The sequence below is a fragment of the Burkholderia reimsis genome (assembly GCF_003294055.1).
GTDB classification, from domain to species: Bacteria; Pseudomonadota; Gammaproteobacteria; order Burkholderiales; family Burkholderiaceae; genus Burkholderia; species Burkholderia cepacia.
The window spans coordinates 1-21,474 of record NZ_QMFZ01000032.1 but is presented as its reverse complement, the minus strand read 5'-3'; the positions used below and the strand labels follow the sequence as shown (position 1 = coordinate 21,474).

The 21,474-nt window shown below is 68.0% G+C and carries 20 protein-coding genes; 12 read left to right on the top strand and 8 right to left on the bottom strand.

Annotated features, from left to right (window positions below; genetic code table 11):
* The first annotated feature begins 92 nt into the window (after positions 1–92).
* The 8 genes from DPV79_RS29965 to DPV79_RS29925 all read left to right on the top strand — a co-directional run bounded on the left by DPV79_RS29965 (position 93) and on the right by DPV79_RS29925 (position 10,303).
* The gene (locus DPV79_RS29965) at positions 93–3,632 is read left to right on the top strand and encodes an ABC transporter ATP-binding protein/permease (RefSeq protein WP_113047207.1); all 3,540 of its coding nucleotides are present in this window, start codon (positions 93–95) and stop codon (positions 3,630–3,632) included.
* Between the two features lie 535 nt (positions 3,633–4,167).
* Positions 4,168–4,920 (top strand): glutamine ABC transporter substrate-binding protein GlnH, encoded by a 753-nt coding sequence (glnH, locus tag DPV79_RS29955; protein WP_113047173.1) that lies wholly within the window; start codon positions 4,168–4,170, stop codon positions 4,918–4,920.
* Between the two features lie 15 nt (positions 4,921–4,935).
* The gene (glnP, locus tag DPV79_RS29950; RefSeq protein WP_021160890.1) at positions 4,936–5,643 is read left to right on the top strand and encodes a glutamine ABC transporter permease GlnP; all 708 of its coding nucleotides are present in this window, start codon (positions 4,936–4,938) and stop codon (positions 5,641–5,643) included.
* Positions 5,640–6,368: a glutamine ABC transporter ATP-binding protein GlnQ gene (gene glnQ / locus DPV79_RS29945; protein WP_021160891.1), complete on the top strand. Its 729-nt coding sequence runs from the start codon at positions 5,640–5,642 to the stop codon at positions 6,366–6,368. The genes glnP and glnQ overlap by 4 nt, the downstream gene beginning before the upstream one ends.
* Before the next feature lie 20 nt (positions 6,369–6,388).
* A complete protein-coding gene (locus tag DPV79_RS29940) occupies positions 6,389–7,438 on the top strand; it encodes a C45 family autoproteolytic acyltransferase/hydrolase (protein WP_113047206.1) in 1,050 nt (349 codons plus the stop codon).
* Positions 7,439–7,453: 15 nt separating this feature from the next.
* Positions 7,454–8,788, top strand: coding sequence for an aspartate aminotransferase family protein (locus tag DPV79_RS29935; protein ID WP_113047172.1), 1,335 nt, complete (start codon positions 7,454–7,456; stop codon positions 8,786–8,788).
* Positions 8,789–8,817: 29 nt separating this feature from the next.
* Positions 8,818–9,372, top strand: a complete 555-nt coding sequence (locus tag DPV79_RS29930) for a carboxymuconolactone decarboxylase family protein (protein WP_060315218.1) — start codon at positions 8,818–8,820, stop codon at positions 9,370–9,372.
* Between the two features lie 160 nt (positions 9,373–9,532).
* A complete protein-coding gene (locus DPV79_RS29925) occupies positions 9,533–10,303 on the top strand; it encodes an extensin (protein ID WP_113047171.1) in 771 nt (256 codons plus the stop codon).
* Between the two features lie 95 nt (positions 10,304–10,398).
* Here DPV79_RS29925 and ahpF read toward each other — a convergent pair whose 3' ends face one another.
* From ahpF to DPV79_RS29900, 5 genes are all read right to left on the bottom strand, one after another.
* Positions 10,399–11,997, bottom strand: a complete 1,599-nt coding sequence (gene ahpF / locus DPV79_RS29920) for an alkyl hydroperoxide reductase subunit F (RefSeq protein ID WP_113047170.1) — start codon at positions 11,995–11,997, stop codon at positions 10,399–10,401.
* Positions 11,998–12,125: 128 nt separating this feature from the next.
* The gene (gene ahpC, locus DPV79_RS29915; protein WP_006488685.1) at positions 12,126–12,689 is read right to left on the bottom strand and encodes an alkyl hydroperoxide reductase subunit C; all 564 of its coding nucleotides are present in this window, start codon (positions 12,687–12,689) and stop codon (positions 12,126–12,128) included.
* A 327-nt stretch (positions 12,690–13,016) separates the two neighbouring features.
* A complete protein-coding gene (locus DPV79_RS29910; RefSeq protein ID WP_113047169.1) occupies positions 13,017–13,382 on the bottom strand; it encodes a type II toxin-antitoxin system VapC family toxin in 366 nt (121 codons plus the stop codon).
* Positions 13,376–13,594, bottom strand: a complete 219-nt coding sequence (locus tag DPV79_RS29905; RefSeq protein WP_021160898.1) for a hypothetical protein — start codon at positions 13,592–13,594, stop codon at positions 13,376–13,378. Before DPV79_RS29905 ends, DPV79_RS29910 begins: the two co-directional genes overlap by 7 nt.
* 90 nt (positions 13,595–13,684) lie before the next feature.
* Entirely contained in the window at positions 13,685–14,581 is an 897-nt protein-coding gene (locus DPV79_RS29900; protein WP_048026027.1) for a LysR substrate-binding domain-containing protein, read from the bottom strand.
* 177 nt (positions 14,582–14,758) lie between these two features.
* On the opposite strand from DPV79_RS29900, the gene DPV79_RS29895 reads away from it, so the two are divergent.
* From DPV79_RS29895 to DPV79_RS29885, 3 genes are read left to right on the top strand one after another with little or no spacing between them, the layout of a single operon-like run.
* Positions 14,759–15,925, top strand: a complete 1,167-nt coding sequence (locus DPV79_RS29895; protein WP_027791290.1) for a branched-chain amino acid ABC transporter substrate-binding protein — start codon at positions 14,759–14,761, stop codon at positions 15,923–15,925.
* Between the two features lie 59 nt (positions 15,926–15,984).
* Entirely contained in the window at positions 15,985–16,509 is a 525-nt protein-coding gene (locus DPV79_RS29890) for an L-2-amino-thiazoline-4-carboxylic acid hydrolase (protein WP_021160901.1), read from the top strand.
* Entirely contained in the window at positions 16,502–17,767 is a 1,266-nt protein-coding gene (locus DPV79_RS29885; protein ID WP_059857875.1) for a Zn-dependent hydrolase, read from the top strand. Before DPV79_RS29890 ends, DPV79_RS29885 begins: the two co-directional genes overlap by 8 nt.
* An 87-nt stretch (positions 17,768–17,854) precedes the next feature.
* Here the strand turns inward: DPV79_RS29885 and DPV79_RS29880 are convergent, their stop codons facing one another.
* Positions 17,855–18,337 carry a GNAT family N-acetyltransferase gene (locus DPV79_RS29880; RefSeq protein ID WP_113047168.1) on the bottom strand — a complete coding sequence of 161 codons (483 nt, stop codon included), beginning with the start codon at positions 18,335–18,337 and terminating at the stop codon, positions 17,855–17,857.
* 29 nt (positions 18,338–18,366) lie between these two features.
* Positions 18,367–19,203, bottom strand: coding sequence for a c-type cytochrome (locus tag DPV79_RS29875; protein WP_059623286.1), 837 nt, complete (start codon positions 19,201–19,203; stop codon positions 18,367–18,369).
* A gap of 257 nt (positions 19,204–19,460) precedes the next feature.
* Between DPV79_RS29875 and DPV79_RS29870 the strand changes: the two genes are divergently transcribed.
* A complete protein-coding gene (locus DPV79_RS29870; protein WP_113047167.1) occupies positions 19,461–20,303 on the top strand; it encodes a DUF3626 domain-containing protein in 843 nt (280 codons plus the stop codon).
* A gap of 46 nt (positions 20,304–20,349) precedes the next feature.
* Here DPV79_RS29870 and DPV79_RS29865 read toward each other — a convergent pair.
* Positions 20,350–21,474: hypothetical protein (locus tag DPV79_RS29865; RefSeq protein ID WP_113047205.1), on the bottom strand; the 1,125-nt coding region annotated here is incomplete at its 5' end.

The window sequence follows — 21,474 nt, the reverse complement described above, 5'->3', positions numbered from 1 at the left end:
CGTTGAAAAATCATCTTTTGCCGCGCGCAGGCGGCGCGGGTAGCCTCGATCCGGTCAAGAAAAAATGCAACCAGACACTACCGGAGGGCTTCATGTATTTCGACCGACGACTATGGGCAATGATGGCGGGACTGCGCTGGCGGGTCGCCGCGGCCGTCGCGCTCGGACTGCTCGCGATGGGTGTCGGGATCCTGCGCTTCGTGTTCCTCGGCCGCGTGCTGGCGCTGGTCTTTTCCGGCGCGCCGGCGCGCAGCATCGGCGAAGCCGTCGTTGCAACGGCGGCCTGCGTGCTGCTGCGCGCGTGGCTCGACCATCGCCGCACGGTGCTCGCGCAGCACACGGCCGGGCGCGTGCAGGCCACGCTGCGCGCGCGGCTGTTCGACCGGATCGCGGCGCTCGGCCCCGCATGGTTCAGCGGCGAACGCACGGGCGGCGTGATGCTGGCCGTCGTCGACGGCGTCGAGCAGCTGCAGACCTTTTTCGGCACCTACCTGCCGCAACTCGTGATCGCCGCCTGCGCGCCGGTGATGATCTTCGCGGTGCTCGCGTGGTGGGACGTGCCGACGGCCGCCATCCTGCTGGTCGCGGCGATGGTCACGCTCGCGCTGCCGCAACTCGTGCATCGTGCCGACAAGCGCGCGGCGCTCGCACGCTCGGCCGCGTTCAAGGCGTTCGGCGAGGAGTTTCTCGACGCGGTGCAAGGCCTGCCGACGCTGAAGGCATTCGGGCAAGGCACGGCGTTCGGCGCGAAGCTGGCCGCGAAGGCGCGCGCGCTGTCCGACAGCACGTTCTGGGTGCTCGCGCTCGGCCTGCTGACGCGGCTCTTCACCGATCTCGGCACCGGCCTCGGCGCGGCCGCCGCGATCGCGGTCGGCGCGTGGCGCGTGCGGCACGGCGACATGAGCCTCGAGGCGCTGCTGATCGTGCTGATGGCCGGCAGCGAGATCTTCCGGCCGCTGCGCGACCTGCGTTCGGTATTGCATCAGGGGATGATCGGCCAGTCGGCGGCGAATGCGATCCACGCGCTGCTCGACGCGCGGAGCCACACGCCTTCCACCGATGCGCCGCGCGTGCAGGGCCTGCGGCCGGAGATCGCGTTCGACGCCGTCAGCTTCGCGTATCCGGGGCGTCGCGCCGACGCGCATGCGGCGCTGAGCTTCTCGGTTCGCGAAGGCGAGACGGTCGCCATCGTCGGGCCGAGCGGCGCGGGAAAATCGACCATCGTGCGCCTGCTGCTGCGCCAGCACGATGCGCAGGGCGGCGCGGTCCGCATCGGCGGCCGCGACGTGCGGACGCTCGATGCCGGCCAGGTGCGCGAGATGATCGCGGTCGTCGCGCAGGATGCGACGCTGTTCGACGGCAGCGTCGCCGACAACCTGCGGCTCGGCCGCCCCGACGCGAGCGACGCGGACATGATCGCCGCCGCGCGTGCGGCCAACGCGCACGATTTCATCTCGGCGCTGCCGGACGGTTATGCGACGCGCATCGGCGAACGCGGGCTCATGCTGTCGGGCGGCCAGCGCCAGCGCCTCGCGATTGCCCGCGCGCTGCTGCGCGACGCACCGATCCTGCTGCTCGACGAGGCGCTGTCGTCGGTCGACGCGGAGAACGAAGCGTTGATCCAGCAGGCACTCGACCGGCTCACGCGCGGGCGCACCACGCTCGTGCTCGCGCACCGGCTGTCCAGCGTGATCGGCGCCGACCGCATCCTGGTGCTCGACCAGGGGCAGGTGGTCGACGAGGGCACGCACGCGGCGCTGATCGCGCGTGACGGCCCGTATCGCCGCCTGATGGGGCCGCAACTGGAGGCGGTCGCCGAATCGGCCGGCGTGGCGACGACGGCCGGCGCGACCGCGCGCGCGTCGTCCGGCCCGCAGGTGCGGCCGCTGTACGACGATGCGGCGGAGATCGGCTGGCCGGAAACGCTGCGGACGCTGCTGCGGTTCGTGCGGCCGTGGACGGGCAAGGTCGTGCTGACGGTGCTGTTCGGGATCGGCCGCGTGCTCGCGTTCATCGGCGTCGGCGTGATCGGCGCGCTGGTGGTCGGTGCGGTACCGGGCGGCCATGTGAGCCCGGCGCTCGTCACGGCACTGCTTGTGATCGCGCCGGTGGCGGCCGTGCTGCACTGGCTCGAATCGTGGCTCGCGCATGACATGGCGTACCGGCTGCTCGCGGAAATGCGCATCGCGCTGTTCGCGACGCTCGAACGCCTCGCACCTGCCGGGCTGCTGCGCCGCCGTTCCGGCGATCTCGTGTCGCTCGCGACGCAGGACGTCGAGACCGTCGAGTATTTCTATGCGCATACGCTGGCGCCCGCTTTCGTCGCGGTGCTCGTGCCGGCCGCCGTGCTGGTGCTGCTCGCGTCGGTCGCGTGGCCGCTCGCGCTCGCGCTGCTGCCGTTCCTGTTGTGGGCCGGGCTTGCACCGGTGCTGGCGCGGCGCGAGGTCGACCGGCTCGGCACCGGCGCGCGCGAAGCGCTCGGCCAGCTCGGCGCGCACCTGACCGAGACGATCCAGGGGCTCGCGGAGCTGACCGCGTTCCAGGCCGTCGCGCGCCGGCGCGAAGCGTTCGTGGCCGAAGTCGATGCGTACCGGAAGCAACGCGCCAGGCTGCTCGACGACCTGTCGACGCAGAGCGCCGCACTGGAAGTCGCGAGCGGGCTCGGCGGGCTGGTCGTCGCGGCACTCGGCGCGCTGCTGTGCGCGCGCGGCTGGGTTCCGCGCGAGTCGTTGCCGCTGCTGGTGCTGGTCGCGGTGGCCGCCTTCATGCCGGTTGCCGAAATCGGCCAGGTCGCGCGCCAGCTCGCCGACACGATCGCGTCGACGCGCCGCCTGCGCGCGCTGGAGAAGGAGCCCGTGCCGGTGACGGACGGCACGCATGCGCTGCCCGCCGATCCGGCGGTGCGCTTCGAGGCGACGTCCTTCACGTACCCGGGCCGCAGCGTGCCCGCGCTCGACCGCGTGAGCTTCGACGTGCCGCCCGGCAGCACGGTCGCGCTGGTCGGTGCGTCGGGCGCCGGCAAGTCGACGGTCGCGAGCCTGCTGCTGCGCTTCTGGGATCCGCAGCAGGGCCGCGTGACGCTCGGTGGCGTCGACCTGCGCGACCTGCGGCTCGACGACCTGCGCCAGCACATCGCGCTGGTTGCGCAGGATACCTACCTGTTCAACGACACGCTGGAGGCGAACATCCGGCTCGCGGCGAACGACGCGTCCGACGCGGACGTGCAGCGCGCGATCGAGCATGCGGCGCTCGGCGAATTCGTCGCGCGGCTGCCGGACGGACTCGCGACGCGCGTCGGCGAGCGCGGCGTGCAGTTGTCGGGCGGCCAGCGCCAGCGCGTCGCGATCGCGCGTGCGTTCCTGAAGGATGCGCCCGTGCTGATCCTCGACGAAGCGACGTCCCACCTCGACACGATCAGCGAGCAGCAGATTCGCGCGGCGCTGGAAGACCTGATGACGCAGCGCACGTCGATCATCATCGCGCACCGGCTGTCGACCGTGCGTAATGCCGACCTGATCCTCGTGATGGAGCAGGGCCGCGTGATCGAGGCCGGACGGCATGCGGACCTGCTGGCGCGGCAGGGCGCGTATGCGCGGCTCGTGTCGCATCAGGCAAGCGGGGTGGCGGTGTAAGCGACGTCGCATCGGCGCGCTGGCCTCGCTTCCGGCGGTTCCGCGCGCGTGTCGCAACATTCGTCGAGTCACGCCGGCGGGTGCCTGCGTCTCGGGGGCAGCCACCCCGGCACCGTACCCGATCGCCGACGCTTCACGCTGACAAACCCTATGCGCGGGCCGCGACGATTGTCCGAGCGCCCGCGCGATCCTCCTCCTCTCGTGCGTGACGCCCTGGGCCGCAAGCCGGCCCGGTCACCGCCAACTGCGCCCAGGCGCCGCCGCCGTCCGGTGCGGCGTGATCCGGCCCGGGTGCTTCCCCCGGGTGCTTCCCCCGCGCCACCCTCCCATTCCTCCGATTGATCCGCGCCGCGCGCCCCGGGTTTGTTTCGATGCATTTATCCGTTGCGCGTTTTTTTGTTGTCGTAGTATCGCGGTTGACAACACTTGTTGCACTAAGGTCTAATTCGACATCGCATGTTGCGGTGCGGCTTGATGTCGTCGTTACCGCCGGCCGGCTGGCCGGTCACATCGCTCAATCATGCGGAGAGAAACCATGAGTCGCCGTTCCTTCCTGAAAGCCGTCGCGGTCGTTGCCGCGCTCGGCGCAAACCTCGCACACGCGGATACCAGGACGCTCGTCGTCGGCACCGATACGTCGTTCATGCCGTTCGAGTTCAAGCAGGGCGACAAGTATGTCGGCTTCGATCTCGACCTGTGGGCGGAGATCGCGAAGGACCAGGGCTGGAAATACACGATCCAGCCGATGGATTTCGCGGGCCTGATCCCGGCGCTGCAGACGCAGAACATCGACGTCGCGCTGTCGGGGATGACGATCAAGGAAGAGCGCAAGAAGGCGATCGACTTCTCCGCGCCGTACTACGACAGCGGTCTCGCGGCGATGGTGCAGACCGGCAACACGACGATCAAGTCGATCGACGACCTGAACGGCAAGGTGATCGCCGCGAAGACGGGCACCGCGACGATCGACTGGATCAAGGCGCACCTGAAGCCGAAGGAGATCCGCCAGTTCCCGAACATCGACCAGGCCTACCTCGCGCTCGAAGCCGGCCGGGTCGACGCGGCGATGCACGACACGCCGAACGTGCTGTTCTTCGTGAACAACGAAGGCAAGGGCAAGGTGAAGGTCGCGGGCCAGCCGGTCAGCGGCGACAAGTACGGGATGGGTTTCCCGAAGGGCAGCCCGCTCGTGCCGAAGGTCAACGCGTCGCTCGTGAAGATCAAGGCCGACGGCCGCTACGCGCAGATCTACAAGAAGTGGTTCGGTGCCGAGCCGCCGAAGATGTAAGCGCGACGGCGCACCATGGCGCGGCCGGGCGGCCGCGCCGGTCTTGAATCGAACGGGGAGCGACAAGTGAATTTCGATTGGTCGGCGATCTGGGCGGCGTTGCCGGACCTGATGGACGGGGTCCGGTTGACGGTGTTCATCGCATTTTTCGGGCTGGTGGGCGGCTTCATCGTCGGGATGATCGCGGGCATGTTCCGCGCATACGGACCGAAGGCGATGAACGTGCTCGCCCAGGTTTATATAGAGTTGATTCGCGGCACGCCGATCGTCGTGCAGGTGATGTTCCTGTACTTCGCGCTGCCGCTGCTCGCGCATATCCGCATCGACGGCCTGACGGCCGCGATCATCGCGATCACGGTGAATTCCGGCGCGTATCTCGCGGAAGTGGTGCGCGGCGCGCTGCTGTCGATCCCGAAGGGGCTGACGGAGGCGGGGCTCGCGATGGGGTTGTCGATGCCGCGCGTGCTGCTGAAGGTGGTCGGGCCGCTCGCGTTCCGGCGGCTGATTCCGCCGCTCGGCAACCAGTGCATCGTGAGCCTGAAGGACACGTCGCTGTTCATCGTGATCGGCGTCGGCGAACTGACGCGCAAGGGGCAGGAAATCATCGCGGGCAATTTCCAGGCGGTCGAGATCTGGAGCGCCGTGGCCGTCATCTACCTGCTGCTGACCGGCGCGATGACGCTGACGCTGCGGCTCGTCGAAAAGAGGATGAGAATTCTATGAGCATGATCGAATTCCAGAACGTGTCGAAGAGTTTTGGCCACGTGCCGGTGCTGAAGCACATCGACCTGAAGATCGACGCGGGCGAGGTGGTCGTCGTGATCGGCCCGTCCGGCTCGGGCAAGTCGACGATGCTGCGCTGTATCAACGCGCTCGAGAAAATCACCGGCGGCGAACTGCTCGTCGACGGCCAGAGCGTGCGCGGCAACGCGACGACGATCCGCAACATCCGGCTCGAAGCCGGCATGGTGTTCCAGCAGTTCAACCTGTTTCCGCAAATGACCGCGCTCGAGAACGTGATGTTCGGGCCGATCCAGGTGCGCGGCGCGTCACGTGCCGACGCACGCGACCAGGCGATGGCGCTGCTCGACAAGGTCGGCCTCGAATCGCGTGCGAATCATTACCCGTCGGAGCTGTCGGGCGGTCAGCAGCAGCGCGTCGCGATCGCGCGCGCACTCGCGATCCGGCCGCGGCTGATGCTGTTCGACGAGCCGACGTCGGCGCTCGATCCGGAATTGCGCCACGAAGTGCTGAAAGTGATGCAGGATCTCGCCAACGAAGGGATGACGATGATCGTCGTCACGCACGAGATCGGCTTCGCGAAACGGGTCGGCACGCGCCTGCTGTTCATGGATCAGGGCGGCATTGCCGAGGACGGCCATCCGGTCGACCTGATCGACCGGCCGCCGACCCCGCGCCTGAAGGAATTCCTGAAACACGTGTCCTGAACGAAACCGAAATGGCCGACCTGCCGCTTTCCCTTACCCCTGTCATCGCCGGTGCGCCGTTCGACATCGGCGTGCGCCTCGGCGAACTCGCCGGTCCCGTGTTCGACGCGTACATGCAGCAGAGCAGCGCATGGCAGGCCGTGCGCCGCTGGCGCGGCCATCCGTTCGTCGATGCGTTGCGGCAGGCGGCGCTGGCCGCGTACCCCGATCTCGTCGCGGAACTGGACGGGATCGCGGCGGGTGTCGGCTGGCCGGCCGAGGACATCTTCCTGTGGAACTGCCGCGGCGAGCTGATCCACAACGCGCCGGACGGCTGCACGACGCTGGCCGCGCGCGACGCGGCCGGCACGCGCTGGATCGCGCACAACGAGGACGGCGATCCGTTCCTGCGCGAACGCTGCCTGCTCGTCGACGTGCAGCCCGTGGGCAAGCCGGGCTTCGTCAGCTTCTACTACCCGGGCTCGCTGCCGGGCCACACCTTCGCCGCGAACCGGGCCGGCATCGTGCAGGCGATCAACAACTTGCGGATCAAGACGCCCGCGCCGGGCGTGCCGCGCATGATCCTGGCGCGCGCCGTGCTCGATGCGGCGTCGCTCGACGAGGCCGCCGACGTGCTGCGCGTGAATGCGCGCGCGAGCGGCTTTCACCATACGCTCGGCGCGACCGGCGACACGCGGCTGCTGAGCATCGAGGCGAGTGCCGCGCGCTGCTCGGTCGTCGACGTGGCGACGCTGGCCGGGCACGCGAACCATCTCGTGCATCCGGGCTGTGAAGCAGAGGCGCAGATCGTCACGCAATCGTCGGCCGACCGCCAGCGCCGCGTCGACGCGCTCGTGCCCGGGATCGACGCGATCGATGAAGCCGCGCTGCTGCGCGTGCTCGGCGATCGTGCACCGGAAGGGTTGCCGATCTACCGCGACGATCCTGCGGACCCCGACGACGAAAATACGCTGGCCACGGCCGTGTTCGCGATCGGCGCGGCGTCGATCGACGTCACCATTTACCAACAAGGCACGCAGCGTTTCGCGACGCGCATCGTGCCGTCCGGACGCGCGCACGACGCATCCTGATCCATGAGGCAACGCATGACGACCGTTTTCCATCGCGCTCCGCGCGCCACCTTGCCCGTCGCCGTCGCAGGCGACGGCATCGAGATCATCGACTCGACCGGCAAACGCTACATCGACGCGTGCGGCGGCGCGGCCGTTTCGTGTCTCGGCCACAGCAACCAGCGCGTGATCGACGCGATCAAGCGGCAGGCGCAGCAACTGGCCTACGCGCACACGTCGTTCTTCACGACCGACGTGGCCGAGGAACTCGCCGACCGGCTCGTCGAAGCCGCGCCGGCCGGCCTCGAACACGTGTATTTCGTGTCGGGCGGCTCCGAGGCGGTCGAGGCCGCGCTGAAGCTCGCGCGCCAGTATTTCGTCGAGAAGGGCGAGCCGCAGCGCCGCCATTTCATCGCGCGACGCCAGAGCTATCACGGCAACACGCTCGGCGCGCTCGCGATCGGCGGGAATGCGTGGCGGCGCGAGCCGTTCCTGCCGCTGCTGATCGAGGCGCACCACGTGAGCCCGTGCTTTGCCTATCGCGACCGGCAGGCGGGTGAAACCGACGAAGCGTATGCGCAGCGCCTCGCGGACGAGCTCGAGCAGAAGATCGCCGAGCTCGGCGCGGACAACGTCGCGGCATTCGTCGCGGAAACGGTGGTGGGCGCAACGGCCGGCGCGGTGCCGCCGGTGCGCACGTACCTGAAGAAGATTCGCGCGGTGTGCGACAAGTACGGCGTGCTGCTGATCCTCGACGAGATCATGTCGGGGATGGGCCGCACGGGTTACCTGTACGCGTGCGACGAAGACGGCGTCGCGCCCGATCTGCTGACGATCGCGAAAGGGCTCGGCGCCGGCTACCAGCCGATCGGCGCGACGCTGGTGAGCGACCGCATCTACCGGACGATCGTCGACGGCTCGGGTTTCTTCCAGCACGGCCACACGTACCTCGGCCATGCGACCGCGTGCGCGGCCGCGCTCGAAGTGCAGCGCGTGATTGCCGAAGAGAAGCTGCTCGACAACGTGAAAGCGCGCGGCGAGCAGTTGCGTGCGTCGCTGCGCGAGCATTACGGCGCGCATCCGCATGTGGGTGACGTGCGCGGCCGCGGGCTGTTCGTCGGCGTCGAGCTCGTGCGCGATCGCGACACGAAGGCGACGTTCGATCCCGCGCTGAAGCTGCACGCGGCGGTCAAGCGCGAAGCGATGCAGCGCGGGTTGATGGTGTATCCGATGGGCGGGACGATCGACGGCGTTCACGGCGATCACATCCTCGTTGCGCCGCCTTTCATTTGCACCGCGCAGCAGATCGACACGATCGTCGAGCGGCTGTCGGGCGCGATCGACGCGGCGCTCGCGTCGGCCGGCGCGTGAGCGCATCCGCACATCATCGGGACATGACCATGACAGACAGACTGCCGCCATTCGATCCCGCGTCGGCCACCGACGCCCAGAAGGCCGTGCTGGCCGACATTCTCAGCGGCCCGCGCGGCAACCTGAACGGGCCGTTTCTCGGCTGGATCGCGAGCCCCGAACTGGCCCAGCACGCGCAGAAGCTCGGCGCGTTCTGCCGTTATCGCACGGGCCTGCCGCTGCGGTTGTCGGAACTCGCGATTCTCGTGACGGCCGCGCGCTGGCGCTCGCAGGCCGAGTGGCACATCCACCATCCGATCGCGCTCGAAGCGGGGGTGCCGGCCGCGACGGCCGACGCCATTCGGCTCGGCGTCGCGCCCGCATTCGAATCGGACGACGATGCGCTGATTCATGCATTCGCGAGCGAGTTGTACGACACGCGTCGCGTGAGCGACGCGACGTTCGCGCGGGCGCAGGCACGCTTCGGCCACGAAACCGTCGTGAATCTCGTTGCATTGCTCGGCTACTACGCGCTCGTCGCGATGACGCTGAACACGTTCGGCATGCGTGCGGACGGGCAGACCGAGTTGCCGTTTCCGGAGTAAGGGCGGCGTTCCGGCCGTGCCGGAGCGGGGCGGCGATACGTCTGACGAACATCGTGACGACCTGCTCCCGGCACAATGCAACCAAATGTATTCGTGCGGGATCGACGGCCGATCGCCGCGTATGATGGCTTGTTCACGTCGACATGATCGGTGAGCAAGCATGACGAGTACCCGCAAGACCTTGATGATCGCCGGTGGGCTCCTGGTAGCCGCGGCCGGCACTGCCTACGTGATGCTCCTGCGCGCGGACCACCGTGCGATCGAAGATTCGGGCATCGGCGATTCCGCCGCGCCGGTTGCCGTGGCACCAGCGAACAACGATCACGCGGTGCAGGGCACGATCGCGCCGCCGGCCCCGGCGGCCCGGGCCGATACGGCATCGAAGCAGGCAGCCGTTTCCCCGCAGCCGCCCGCCCCGGCAGCGCCCGCACCTGCACCCGCGCGTGTCGGTGCCGCACCCGCATCCGTCCCCGCCGTTCCTGTCGTGAGCGAGAAAGCGCCGCCGAGCGCACCGGCGCCGAAGGTCAACGTCGTGACCGTCGATGCGCAGGATTCGACCCCGCCGGCCGCAGCGCCGGCTGCGAAACCTGCCCAGCCGGTCGCCCCCGCGCAGGTCACGCAACGCGCACCGCGCAAGCGCGACGGTCTCGAACGCCACGCGGCCGCCGCGCCTTCCGCCACGAAATCCGAAACGCCGGAGACGGCCGCGCTCGTGAGGGAATCCGCGAAGCTCGACCCGTCGTTGCCGCCGCCGCCGATGTCGTCGACATCATCGATATCGTCGAGCACCGGTTCGTACCGGCAGGGGAGTTCGTCGTCGGGCGCGAATCCGGTTGCCGCTGCGATGACCGAGCAACTGGTCAGGCAGTCGAGCAACTTCAAGCCGACGACACCCGCGTCGGCGAACGGCGATCCGGCCGCGACCAAGTAAGCGCGATCGGCTTCGACATAAAAAAGGACCCCGCACGCCGACCAAAGCATGCGGGGCCAAGAGAGACAAACTGTTGTGCCGATGGGCGACGCGCGTTACGCGGCGACCGCTTCCTCGGCCTGCGCTTGCGCGGCGGCCACCGGTGCGACGTCCTGCCGGATCAGGTGGTCGAACGCGCCGAGCGATGCCTTCGCGCCTTCACCCACCGCGATCACGATCTGCTTGAACGGCACCGTCGTCACGTCGCCGGCCGCGAACACGCCCGGCACCGACGTCGCGCCGCGCGCATCGACGACGATCTCGCCGTGCTTCGACAGTTCGACCGTACCCTTCAGCCATTCGGTGTTCGGCACGAGGCCGATCTGCACGAACACGCCTTCCAGATCGATGCGCTGCGTGTCGCCCGAGCGCAGATCCTTGTAAACGAGGCCGTTCAGCTTGCTGCCGTCGCCGGTCAGCTCGATCGTTTGCGCCTGCGTGACGATCGTGACGTTCGGCAGGCTGCGCAGCTTGCGCTGCAGCACTTCGTCCGCGCGCAGTTGCGCACCGTATTCGATCAGCGTGACGGCCTTCACGATGCCGGCGAGGTCGATCGCGGCCTCGACGCCCGAGTTGCCGCCGCCGACCACCGCGACGCGCTTGCCCTTGAACAGCGGGCCGTCGCAGTGCGGGCAGTACGCGACACCACGGTTGCGGTATTCACGCTCGCCGGGCACGTTGATTTCGCGCCAGCGTGCGCCGGTCGCGAGGACGATCGTCTTCGCCTTCAGCACCGCGCCGTTCGCGAGGCGGATCTGGTGCACGTCGCCCGGAATCAGCGCATCGGCACGCTGCACGTCCATGATGTCGACGTCGTACTGCTTCACGTGCTGTTCGAGCGCGGTCGCGAACTTCGGCCCTTCGGTTTCCTGCACCGACACGAAGTTTTCGATTGCCATCGTGTCGAGCACCTGGCCGCCGAAACGCTCGGCGACCACGCCCGTCGCAATGCCCTTGCGTGCCGAGTAGATGGCGGCTGCCGCGCCCGCCGGGCCGCCGCCGACGATCAGCGTATCGAACACCGGCTTGTTTTCGAGCGACTTCGCGGCACGTGCGCTGGCGCCCGTGTCGAGTTTCGCGAGGATTTCCTTCACGCTGCTGCGGCCCTGGCCGAACGAGGCGCCGTTCAGGAACATCGTCGGCACGGCCATGATCTGGCGCGACTCGACTTCATCCTGGAACAGCGCGCCGTCGATCGCGACGTGGCGGATGTGCGGGTTGATCAGCGACATCACGTTCAGTGCCTGCACGACTTCCGGGCAGTTCTGGCACGACAGCGAGAAGTACGTTTCGAACGCGTAGTCGCCGTCGAGCGCGCGGATCTGTTCGACCACGTCGTCATCGAGCTTGATCGGGTGGCCGCCCGTCTGCAGCAGCGCGAGCACGAGCGACGTGAATTCGTGGCCCATCGGGATGCCGGCGAAGCGGATGCCGGCCGGCTTGCCGGGCTCGCCGATCGAAAACGACGGCTTGCGCTCGGCATCGTCGCGGCGTTCGGTCACGGTCACGCGATCCGTCAGCGACGCAATCTCGTTCAGCAGCGCCAGCAGTTCCTGCGATTTCGCGCCGTCGTCGAGCGAAGCGACGAGTTCGATCGGGCGCGTGATTTTTTCGAGGTACGCTTTCAGTTGGTTCTTGAGATTGGCGTCGAGCATGGCGTTTCGGATTCCGTATTGATGATTCTGGTCGGGCACGTCGTGCCGGAGGAGGGCGCGGGCCGCATGCGGCGGCGGCCCGTCTTCGTGTGTCTCGCGCGCCTCGTGCGAGGCGCGCGGAGCGATCGTCAGATCTTGCCGATCAGGTCGAGCGACGGGGTCAGCGTTTCCGCGCCCGGCGTCCACTTGGCCGGGCACACTTCACCCGGGTGCGCCGCGATGTATTGCGCAGCCTGCACTTTGCGCAGCAGTTCGCCTGCGTCGCGGCCGATGCCGTTGTCGTGGATTTCGCACAGCTTGATCTCGCCTTCCGGGTTGATCACGAACGTGCCGCGCAGTGCCATCCCTTCTTCCTCGATCAGCACGTCGAAGTTGCGCGACAGCGTGAGCGTCGGGTCGCCGATCATCGGGTACTTGATCTTGCCGATCGTGTCCGACGTGTCGTGCCATGCCTTGTGTGTGAAGTGCGTGTCGGTCGACACGCCGTAGATTTCGACACCCAGCTTCTGGAATTCCGCGTAACGGTCGGCGAGGTCGCCCAGCTCGGTCGGGCAGACGAACGTGAAGTCGGCCGGGTAGAACACGACGACGGACCACTTGCCCTTGAAGTTCTCTTCCGAGACGGGCACGAAGTCGCCGTTGTGGTAAGCGGTTGCCTTGAACGGCTTGATTTGGGTGTTGATGATCGGCATCTGGTGAGTTCCTTTGCTTCAGTGGTGAGTGGAATGTTGCCAGTATCCGGGTTCACCCTGAGCTTGTGAAATTGCTTGTTTCAATCCGGGGCATCGGGAATTTCTATCTGCTTCCGGCCCTTGATTGGGTGGGGCTTGTGAGGCGGTGGGCGGATAGCCGATGAATGCGGGTTGACAGCGGGGCAGTTTGGCGTGATGTGCCGGCGCGAGTAGCTGGCACATTGCGTGCGCAGGATGGTCGTCTCGCGCGTTCGTATCAGGTGCTGCGGGAGGGCCGAGTTCCGGCGCATACAACGGGCTCGGACTCGGAGGTGACTTGGCGCTGACTCAGAGCTTGTAGGGCACGCGAACGCCGGGTTCGGTGGCAGGGAAGTCCTTCGTGTTGCGCGACACGAGCAGTAGACCGTTCACTTGTGCCGATGCCCAGACGATTGCATCGGGAAGGAGTATGCGGCGTTCCTTGCGGATTGTCACGGCACGATTCGCAACCGGGCTGTCCAGTGCGATGACATCGAACGACGACAGCCACGCGCGGATGGGTGCCTCGTCCTGTGCGGACGTGCCGACCAGGACCTCCATCCACGAGATCGTGCTGATCGCCCGATAGTCGTAGCGGCCCAGTTCCGCACGAGCGGATTCCACGCCGCCCAGATAGTCGATCAGGATGTTGGTATCGAAGAGAGCTTTTACCATTCCGAGCGCAGTTCTTCCTGATAGGTGAGCCCGTCGACCTTGCGATCTTTCCAGAGACCGAAGACGTCGTCGGCAAGCCGGTGCTTGTGCAAGGCAATATAGGCATCGATCGCGTCGCGGATGATTGCGGCGCGGGGACGATGTTGAGTCTCGACGATGACGGCCAACTCGTCGAGTTGGCCGTCCGACAGATCGACCAGAATTCGGCTCATGATAGCCTCCGATATATGATATGCATATCATATATACCAGATCTTTCGGCCGCAAGACGATAGCAAGCGAATCGGCGCAGCGTACCCCGCTCACATCCCCGCCATCTTCCTCAACCACTCCGCCAGCCGCCGCGCCCCGTCCGGCATGTCCGCGTCCTCGCGCGTGCACAGGTAGTAGTCGCGCCCGTCGTCGAGCGCGTGATCGAACAGCTTCACGAGCTCGCCATTCGCCAGTTCGCGTTCGACCAGCGGCGCGCGCAGCAATGCCGCGCCGAGATCCGCGCGCGCGGCGCTCAGCGTCAACTGGCCGTCCTCGAACATCGGCCCCACCGCGTGCGACACATGCCGCACCCCGGCGCCCTGCAGCCAGTTGACCCACGTGCTCCGATCCTCGTCGTGCACGAGCGGCGCGCGCGCGAGATCGGCCGGCGTGCGGAACGGCCCGTGGCGCTTCAGGAACGACGGGCTGCACATCGGCACCATCGCGCCCGGCAGCAGGCGTTCGCAGCGATAGCCGGGCCAGTCGCCGGTGCCGAAGCGGATCGACAGGTCCGACGCATCGCTGCGGTAGTTGCGGTGATGCGCGTACAACACGGTGACGTCGACGTCCGTGTTGTCGGCCAGGAACGCATGCAGCCTCGGAATGAACCAGCCGATGCCGAGCAACGGAATCAGGCTGACGGTGATCTGCCGCAGCGACGAGCGGTCGCGCACGAAGCGCGTCGCGCTGCGCAGCACCGAGAACGCGGCGCTGATCGAGCGGTAGTAATCGCGGCCTTCGTCGGTGAGCGCGAGCAGCCGGCCCTCGCGCACCGTCAGCGGCGTCTGGATGAACGCCTCGAGCAGCTGCAGCTGATGGCTGACCGCCGACGGCGTGATGTCGAGCTCGCCCGCGGCGGCGGTCACCGACCCGAGGCGCGCGAAGGCTTCGAACGCACGCACCGCGCGCAGCGGTGGATCGTGCGGCAATTGTTCGATATTTTTCATGTGTCGAATTTTATCGAAAAATCAGGGTAAGCGACAACACAAAAATATCCTGTATTTACAGTGATATAGGTTAATGTGTGGCCAGCGATATAAGCATCCAACAATTGGGTATTTGGGGTTTGGGTGCTCAATATTTAATATTTTTCATGTTTTGATTCGATCCACCCATCCCCGCACATGAAAATCGCTTTCCTTCACGCCAGCCTCGCATTCTCGGCGGCCGCCCTGGTCGCTTCCGTTCCCGCCTTCGCGCAATCCGCGCCGCAGACGGTCCTGATCGGTCTCGCCGCGCCGCTCACAGGCCCGTCCGCGCGGATCGGCAAGGACCTGCAGAACGGCGCGCAACTCGCGATCGACGATGCGAACGCGAAGCATCCGACCATCGGCGGCAAGCCGGTCGTCTACAAGCTCGTCGCGGCCGACGATCAATCGGATCCGCGCACGGCCGTCGCGGTCGCGCAGCAGCTCGTCGACCAGCATGTGATCGGCGTCGTCGGCCACTGGAATACAGGCTGCAGCGTGCCGGCATCGCGCGTCTACCGCGATGCGGGCATCCCGCAGATCGCGCCGGCGTCCACCGGCCATCAGTACACGCAGCAGGGTTATGCGACGGCCTTCCGCATCATGGGTCACGACGATGCGGGCGGCAACTTCACGGGCGCGTATGCGGTGAAGACGCTGAAGGCGAAGCGTATCGCGGTGATCGACGATCGCACGTCGTTCGGCGCGGGGCTTGCCGACCAGTTCATCAAGGGCGTGCAGGCGAACGGCGGGGCGATCGTCGATCGCCAGTACGTGAACGACAAGACGACCGATTTCAGCGGCGTGCTGACCGCGATCAAGGGCAAGCGCGCGGATCTCGTGTTCTTCGGCGGCCTCGATGCACAAGCCGCGCCGATCGCGCGCCGGATGCGCCAGCTCGGCGTGAACGCGCCGCTGCTCGGCGCGGGCGGCTTCGTGAGCCAGACCTTCCTGTCGCTCGCGGGCAAGGACGGCGACGGCGTGACGGCGCTCGAACCGGGCCTGCCGCTCGACCGGATGCCGGGCGGCAAGGCATTCGACACGCAATACCAGGCGCGCTTCCGTGCGCCGATCGAACTGCATGCGCCGTTCGCGTACGACGCGGCGGCCACGCTGATCGCGGCCGCGCAGAAGGCCGGCACGACGCAGCCGGCGAAGCTGGTCGCGGCGGTGCGTGCGATCGACCGGCCCGGCGTGACGGGACGGATCGCGTTCGACGGCGAAGGCAACCTGAAGGACCCGGCCTTCACGATCTACCAGGTGCGCGGCGGCAAGTGGACCGTCGTCGACGTGCTCGGCGGCTCGCGCACCGCAACCAAGTAAGCGAAACGACACGGCGCAACACAGCGCAATACATCGATAAAACGACCCGGACGATCCCCATGACCGAAGCGACCCAGACATCCGCCGCCGCACCCGAGGACACACGCCTCGGGATCCTCGCGCGGCGCCGCATCGAAGCGGAAATCATCAAGCCGATCTACGAGATCATGAAGCGCGAGTTCGGCGCCGAGCGCGCGCAGGCCGTGATCGCGGAAGCCGTGCGCGGCGCGGCCGTCGACGCCGGCCGCACGTTCGCCGCGCAGGAGCCGGGCGGCACGAGCGTGAAGTCGTTCATCGCGCTGCAGGTGCTGTGGGAGAAGGACGATGCGCTCGACGTCGAGGTGCGGCGCGCGGACGACGCGCACTACGACTACGACGTGCATCGCTGCAGCTACGCGGAGATGTATCACGCGATGGGGCTCGGCGAGATCGGGCATCTGCTGAGCTGCGCGCGCGACAGCCATTTCATCCAGGGTTATGCGCCGGACATCGCGCTCACGCGCACGAGCACGATCATGCAGGGCGGCAAGCGTTGCGATTTCCGTTACGCACTGCAATCCGCGCCGGAGAACGGCGATGCGTGACGATCGCGGCAACGTGGATATCGTGAGCGCGCCGCGCGTCGACGGCGACCGCCTGTGGGCGTCGCTCGAGCGGATGGCGCAGATCGGCGCGACGCCGAAGGGCGGCGTCTGCCGTCTTGCGCTGACCGACCTCGATCGCGAGTCGCGCGACCTGTTCGTGCAATGGGCGCAGGACGCCGGCTGCACGGTGCGCGTGGACCGGATGGGCAACGTGTTCGCACGCCGCCCGGGGCGCAATCCCGCCGCCGCGCCGGTCATGACGGGCTCGCACGCCGATTCGCAGCCGACGGGCGGCCGCTACGACGGCATCTACGGCGTGCTCGGCGGGCTCGAGGTCGTGCGTGCGCTGAACGACGCGGGCGTCGAGACCGAGCGCCCGATCGACGTCGTGATCTGGACCAACGAGGAAGGCTCGCGCTTCGCGCCGGCGATGGTATCGGCCGGCGTGTTCTCGGGTGTCTATACGCTCGAATACGGGCTGTCGCGCACCGACGGCGCGGGCAGGACGATCGGCGAGGAACTGGCGCGGATCGGCTACGCGGGCACCGAGCCCGTCGGCGGTTATCCGGTGCACGCGGCGTATGAACTGCATATCGAGCAGGGCCCGATTCTCGAACGGGCCGGCAAGACGATTGGTGTCGTGACGGGCGGGCAGGGGCAGCGCTGGTACGAAGTGACGCTCACCGGCGTCGACGCGCACGCGGGCACGACGCCGATGGAGGTCCGCCGTGATGCGCTGGTCGGCGCCGCGCGGATGATCGCGTTCATCGAGGTGCTCGGCCGTCGTTACGCGCCGGACGCACGCGCGACGGTCGGGATGATCGAGGCGCGGCCGAACTCGCGCAACACGGTGCCGGGCGGCTGCTTCTTCACGGTCGAGTTTCGTCATCCGGACGATGCGGTGCTCGACGAACTGGACGCGGCGCTGCGCGCCGAACTGGCGCGTGTGGCCGATGAAACGGGCCTCGGTGCGCAGATCGAGCAGATTTTCACGTATGCGCCGATCCCGTTCGCGCCGCGCTGCATCGACGCGGTGCGTGACGCGGCACGCTCGCTCGGGCTGTCGCACCTGGACATCGTGTCCGGTGCGGGTCATGACGCGTGTTATGTCGCGCGCGTCGCGCCGACCGGGATGATCTTCGTGCCGTGCGTCGACGGGTTGAGCCACAACGAGGCCGAAGCGATTACGCCTGAGTGGGCGGCGGCGGGGGCGGATGTGCTGTTGCGTGCGGTGTTGCGGAGTGCGCAAGAGGCCTGAGCCCGAGCGTGACGGCAGCGGCCCGGCGGCAGGGTATGCGCCGGGCCGCGCCGGTTTCGGCCTGGCACCGCGAACGCGAAATTCGCGTCAGGCCGCCGGCGAATGCCGATCGATGTATCGGCGCATCACGTAAAACGCAGTATCGGTGCGCCCCGGCATCGTCACCATCTCACCATCGGCCGCAAACCCGAGCTTTTCATAGAACCGGTATGCCACTTCGCGTGCCGTACACCACACGAGCGCGGCCCCGCGTTCTTCCGCATGCCGCACGCACACCTGCACCAGCACGCGCCCGAAGCCCATGCCGCGCACGGCAGGGTCGACGGCCATTCCGCGAAGCCGCCACGCGGGCCGTGCCGGATCGTCGTCGCGCAACTCCTCGCAGAGCGACGCGACCGCCACGATGTTCGATCGGCCGTCGCGCACGCCGACATGCAGCGTCGTCGGCGCATGGTCGCCAGCCAGTTCGCAGGCGTTCAGGTCGCCGTTCAGCAGGATCGCTGCCCGGAGCGGGTGCGTCTGCGCGGCGTCGATCGACGCGATGGTGAACAGCGGGTCGCCTGAAGTCATCAACGTTCCTCGTGCAATCGGGCCGCGCGTTATCGAACGGCCTTGCGCCGCGCCATATACGCGAGATACGCAACGATCTGCTCGAGTTCCCGGTCGCTCAACTGGTCGGGCGGAAACGCCGGCATGACGCGGCCCGGCCAGTCGCGCACCGATGCCGGGTTGCGGATGTAGCGGCGCAGCGCGGCCGGCTGGAAGTAGTCGACCGGGTTCATCGGCGTGTTCAGGTCGGGGCCGGCATGGCTGCTGCCCGCGCCGTCGAGCCGGTGGCACGCGAGGCATTGCGTGACGAACAGGTGCTGCCCCGCGCGGGCCGGGTCGTCGGCAGGCAACGCGGCATCCACGGCAAGCGACGGCCAGCGCGCGAGCGGCGACGATTCGATCGTGATGCGCACGATCTGGTACGGCCACTGCTCGCCGCGCACCGACGCGGCGTCCGGCCCGAGCCACACCAGATAGAACGGCCCCGCGCTGACCTGCTTGCCGGGCAGCTTCGGCCACGGATGGGCCGGGTCCTCGATCGCGAGCCACGGAACGGCGCCGGCCGGCGCACGGCGGCGCACGAGGTCCAGCGGCAGTTGCGCGGCGAAGCCGTCGGCGGCGCGCGTTTCGAGCACGCCGTCGGCAGGCAGCGGCGTGTCGCCGAGCAGCGCGGCGAACGGCACCGCACGGAACGTCATCGGCCGGCCATACGCGATGTCGCGCGGCACACGGATGTCCGTCGCGTCGGGGCGTGCGAGCAGTGTCTGCCGGGTGAGGGGGCGGGCCGTGCCGTCGGTGTCGAGTTCGAGCGTGGACTGGGCCGACGCGCGTTGTCCGAACAGGCAAACCGTCAGCAGCACGAGCGAAAACCACTGGCGCTTCAGCATTCGTTCTCCGGGAAGGGGCGTTCCGGCGGCGGCAGGAGGCGGGCGCCGCGGCCGATGGAAGGAATCGGGCGACAGTCTATCCGGTACGCGCGGCGCTGGCGACTGCGGCGCGGGGCGGGTGACCGGTTCCGCGCGACGGTGTATCGTGCTTCGTCACGCACCGGTGCGGCGGGCCGCAACCGACGTCGGGCCGCGGGCCCGAGGATACCGTCGGCGCCGCGCGGCCGGGCGGCATTCAACGAGACCGGACAACACGCATGGACTCCCCGGCAGAGCGGGCGCTTGCCCATATCCGACGATCGTGGCCGCCAGCGCGGCAAGGCCACGCATTTCCCGTCACGCTCAACTTTCATCCGGACATGCCGTTCGACGGTATCGGCACGCTCGAGCGGATCGTCCTCGATGGCATCTACCGGTCCCAGTTCGAGACGGCGACGAGCAACGGCGGCCTCACCGCGTATCCCGGCGGCGATCGCTGGCTGTGGGAAAGCCGGATGTTCGGGCAGGCGTACGATGCCGCCGACCCCGCGCTGCGGCCGAAGTACGGCGCGCTGAACCATCTGGGCGATCCCGTCGGCGGGTCGCGCCGCTTCGGGTCCTGTCATTTGCGCCTGCATGGCGACGCGCATCGGCGCACGACCTTCTGTTACCCCGACAGCCATTACCGGCCCGAGCATTTCGCGATTCACGACTGCACGGCGCTGATCGCGCTCGCGGCCGAAAACCGCGCCGGCCTCGATCCGCTGCTCGACAACTACATCGAGGCGCAGGTGCATGGCTTGGTCAGTCTGGACGACGACGTCGACGCGATCGTGCTCGATCCGAGCTATCGCGATACGCCGGTCGAGGCCGCGGCGAGGCGGTCGGGCTGCCGGATCGAGTGGCACGACGGCTTCCGGCTGTCGCTCGACCGGCTGGCCGAGTGCGCGCAATTCCGCGGGCAGGCGGCCGCCGACGCGATCGAACGCATCGCCGTCGACCGCATCGTGACGCCGGCCGTGCTCGGCCGCGCGCGCGACGGCACACTCGACTATCAGACGGCCAAATGGGTGTGGCATTGCATGGCGCGGTTTGGACTGGAGCGCGCAAACGCGGACTGACCGCACTCATCCGGCATGCGCCGCGCGACACTTGCGCGTCGTCGCTTCAATGACTCGAACAAGGCACTGCGCTTTTCGGCATCGGCGTGTCATGCGCCGGCTCGAAATCGGCTTCGCGCGTGCCCGACGGCGTCAGCGACACGAAATGCATCGCGTTGCCGCGCGCCGGGAAACCGGCGATGCCCGTCATGCCCCACGGAATCGGCGAACGCTGCACGCCGCCGACCGCGATGTCCGCCGGCCCGAGTGCCAGCGTCAGCAGCCGCCCGTCGCGGATCGGCACGTACGCATGCGTGCCGGACACCCCGATGCCCGATTCGCGCACCGACGCCGGCAGGCAGTCGAGCGTCGCCGTGCGGCGGCCGTCCGGCGCGATCAGCATCGCGATGCCGCGATCGTCCGCCGTCGTCGTGACGACGATGAAGCGATCGATCTCCGGCACATACGCCGATGCGTAAACGTAGTACTGGATCGCGTCGTTCAGCGCCCCCAGCTTGTCGAGCTTCGCGGTGACCGGGTCGAACATCGCGTATTCGAGCGTCGCGTCCGTGCTGCCTTCGATGAACTTCTGCCACACGAGCAGCGCGGCATGCGGCGAGCCCGCGACCATGGGCCACCACTCACGGCGGTGCGGCGCGACCGCGACGTGGTTCAGCGCGCGCCCGGCCGCGTCGTAGGTCTTCACGTAGACGCCGTTGCCGGTGCCGAGGTTGTCGACGCCGCCGCCGTCGATCCAGTCGGCGGAATAGAACACGACGAAGCGGTCGGCAGCCGTGGCGACGTGCCCCGAGTGGCCGCCCGATTCGACGTCGTTCGGGTAGGGCTTGACCGGTTTCAGGTCGCGGCGGTACACGCCGTAGCGCTGGCTGACTTCCTGCGGCGCGTTCCAGCCGTCCTCGAACGTGACGAAGATGTCGCCGTGCGCGTTCTGCGCGATCGACACCGGTTCCTGCGCCTCGGGGCGGCTGATGAACGTATGGATGTGCAGCAGGTGCGACCCGCCGGGCAGCCATTCGCCGACGTACACGTCATGCGGCCAGTTGCCGTTGCGCATCGCGCCGCGCGGCACGATGCCCGAGCTGCTGAAGAACACCCAGCGCTTGCCGTTGCCGGCGTCGGCCACGCCGATGCCGTGCATGAAGCTGCGCGGATCGGCGCCCGGGTGGGGGGG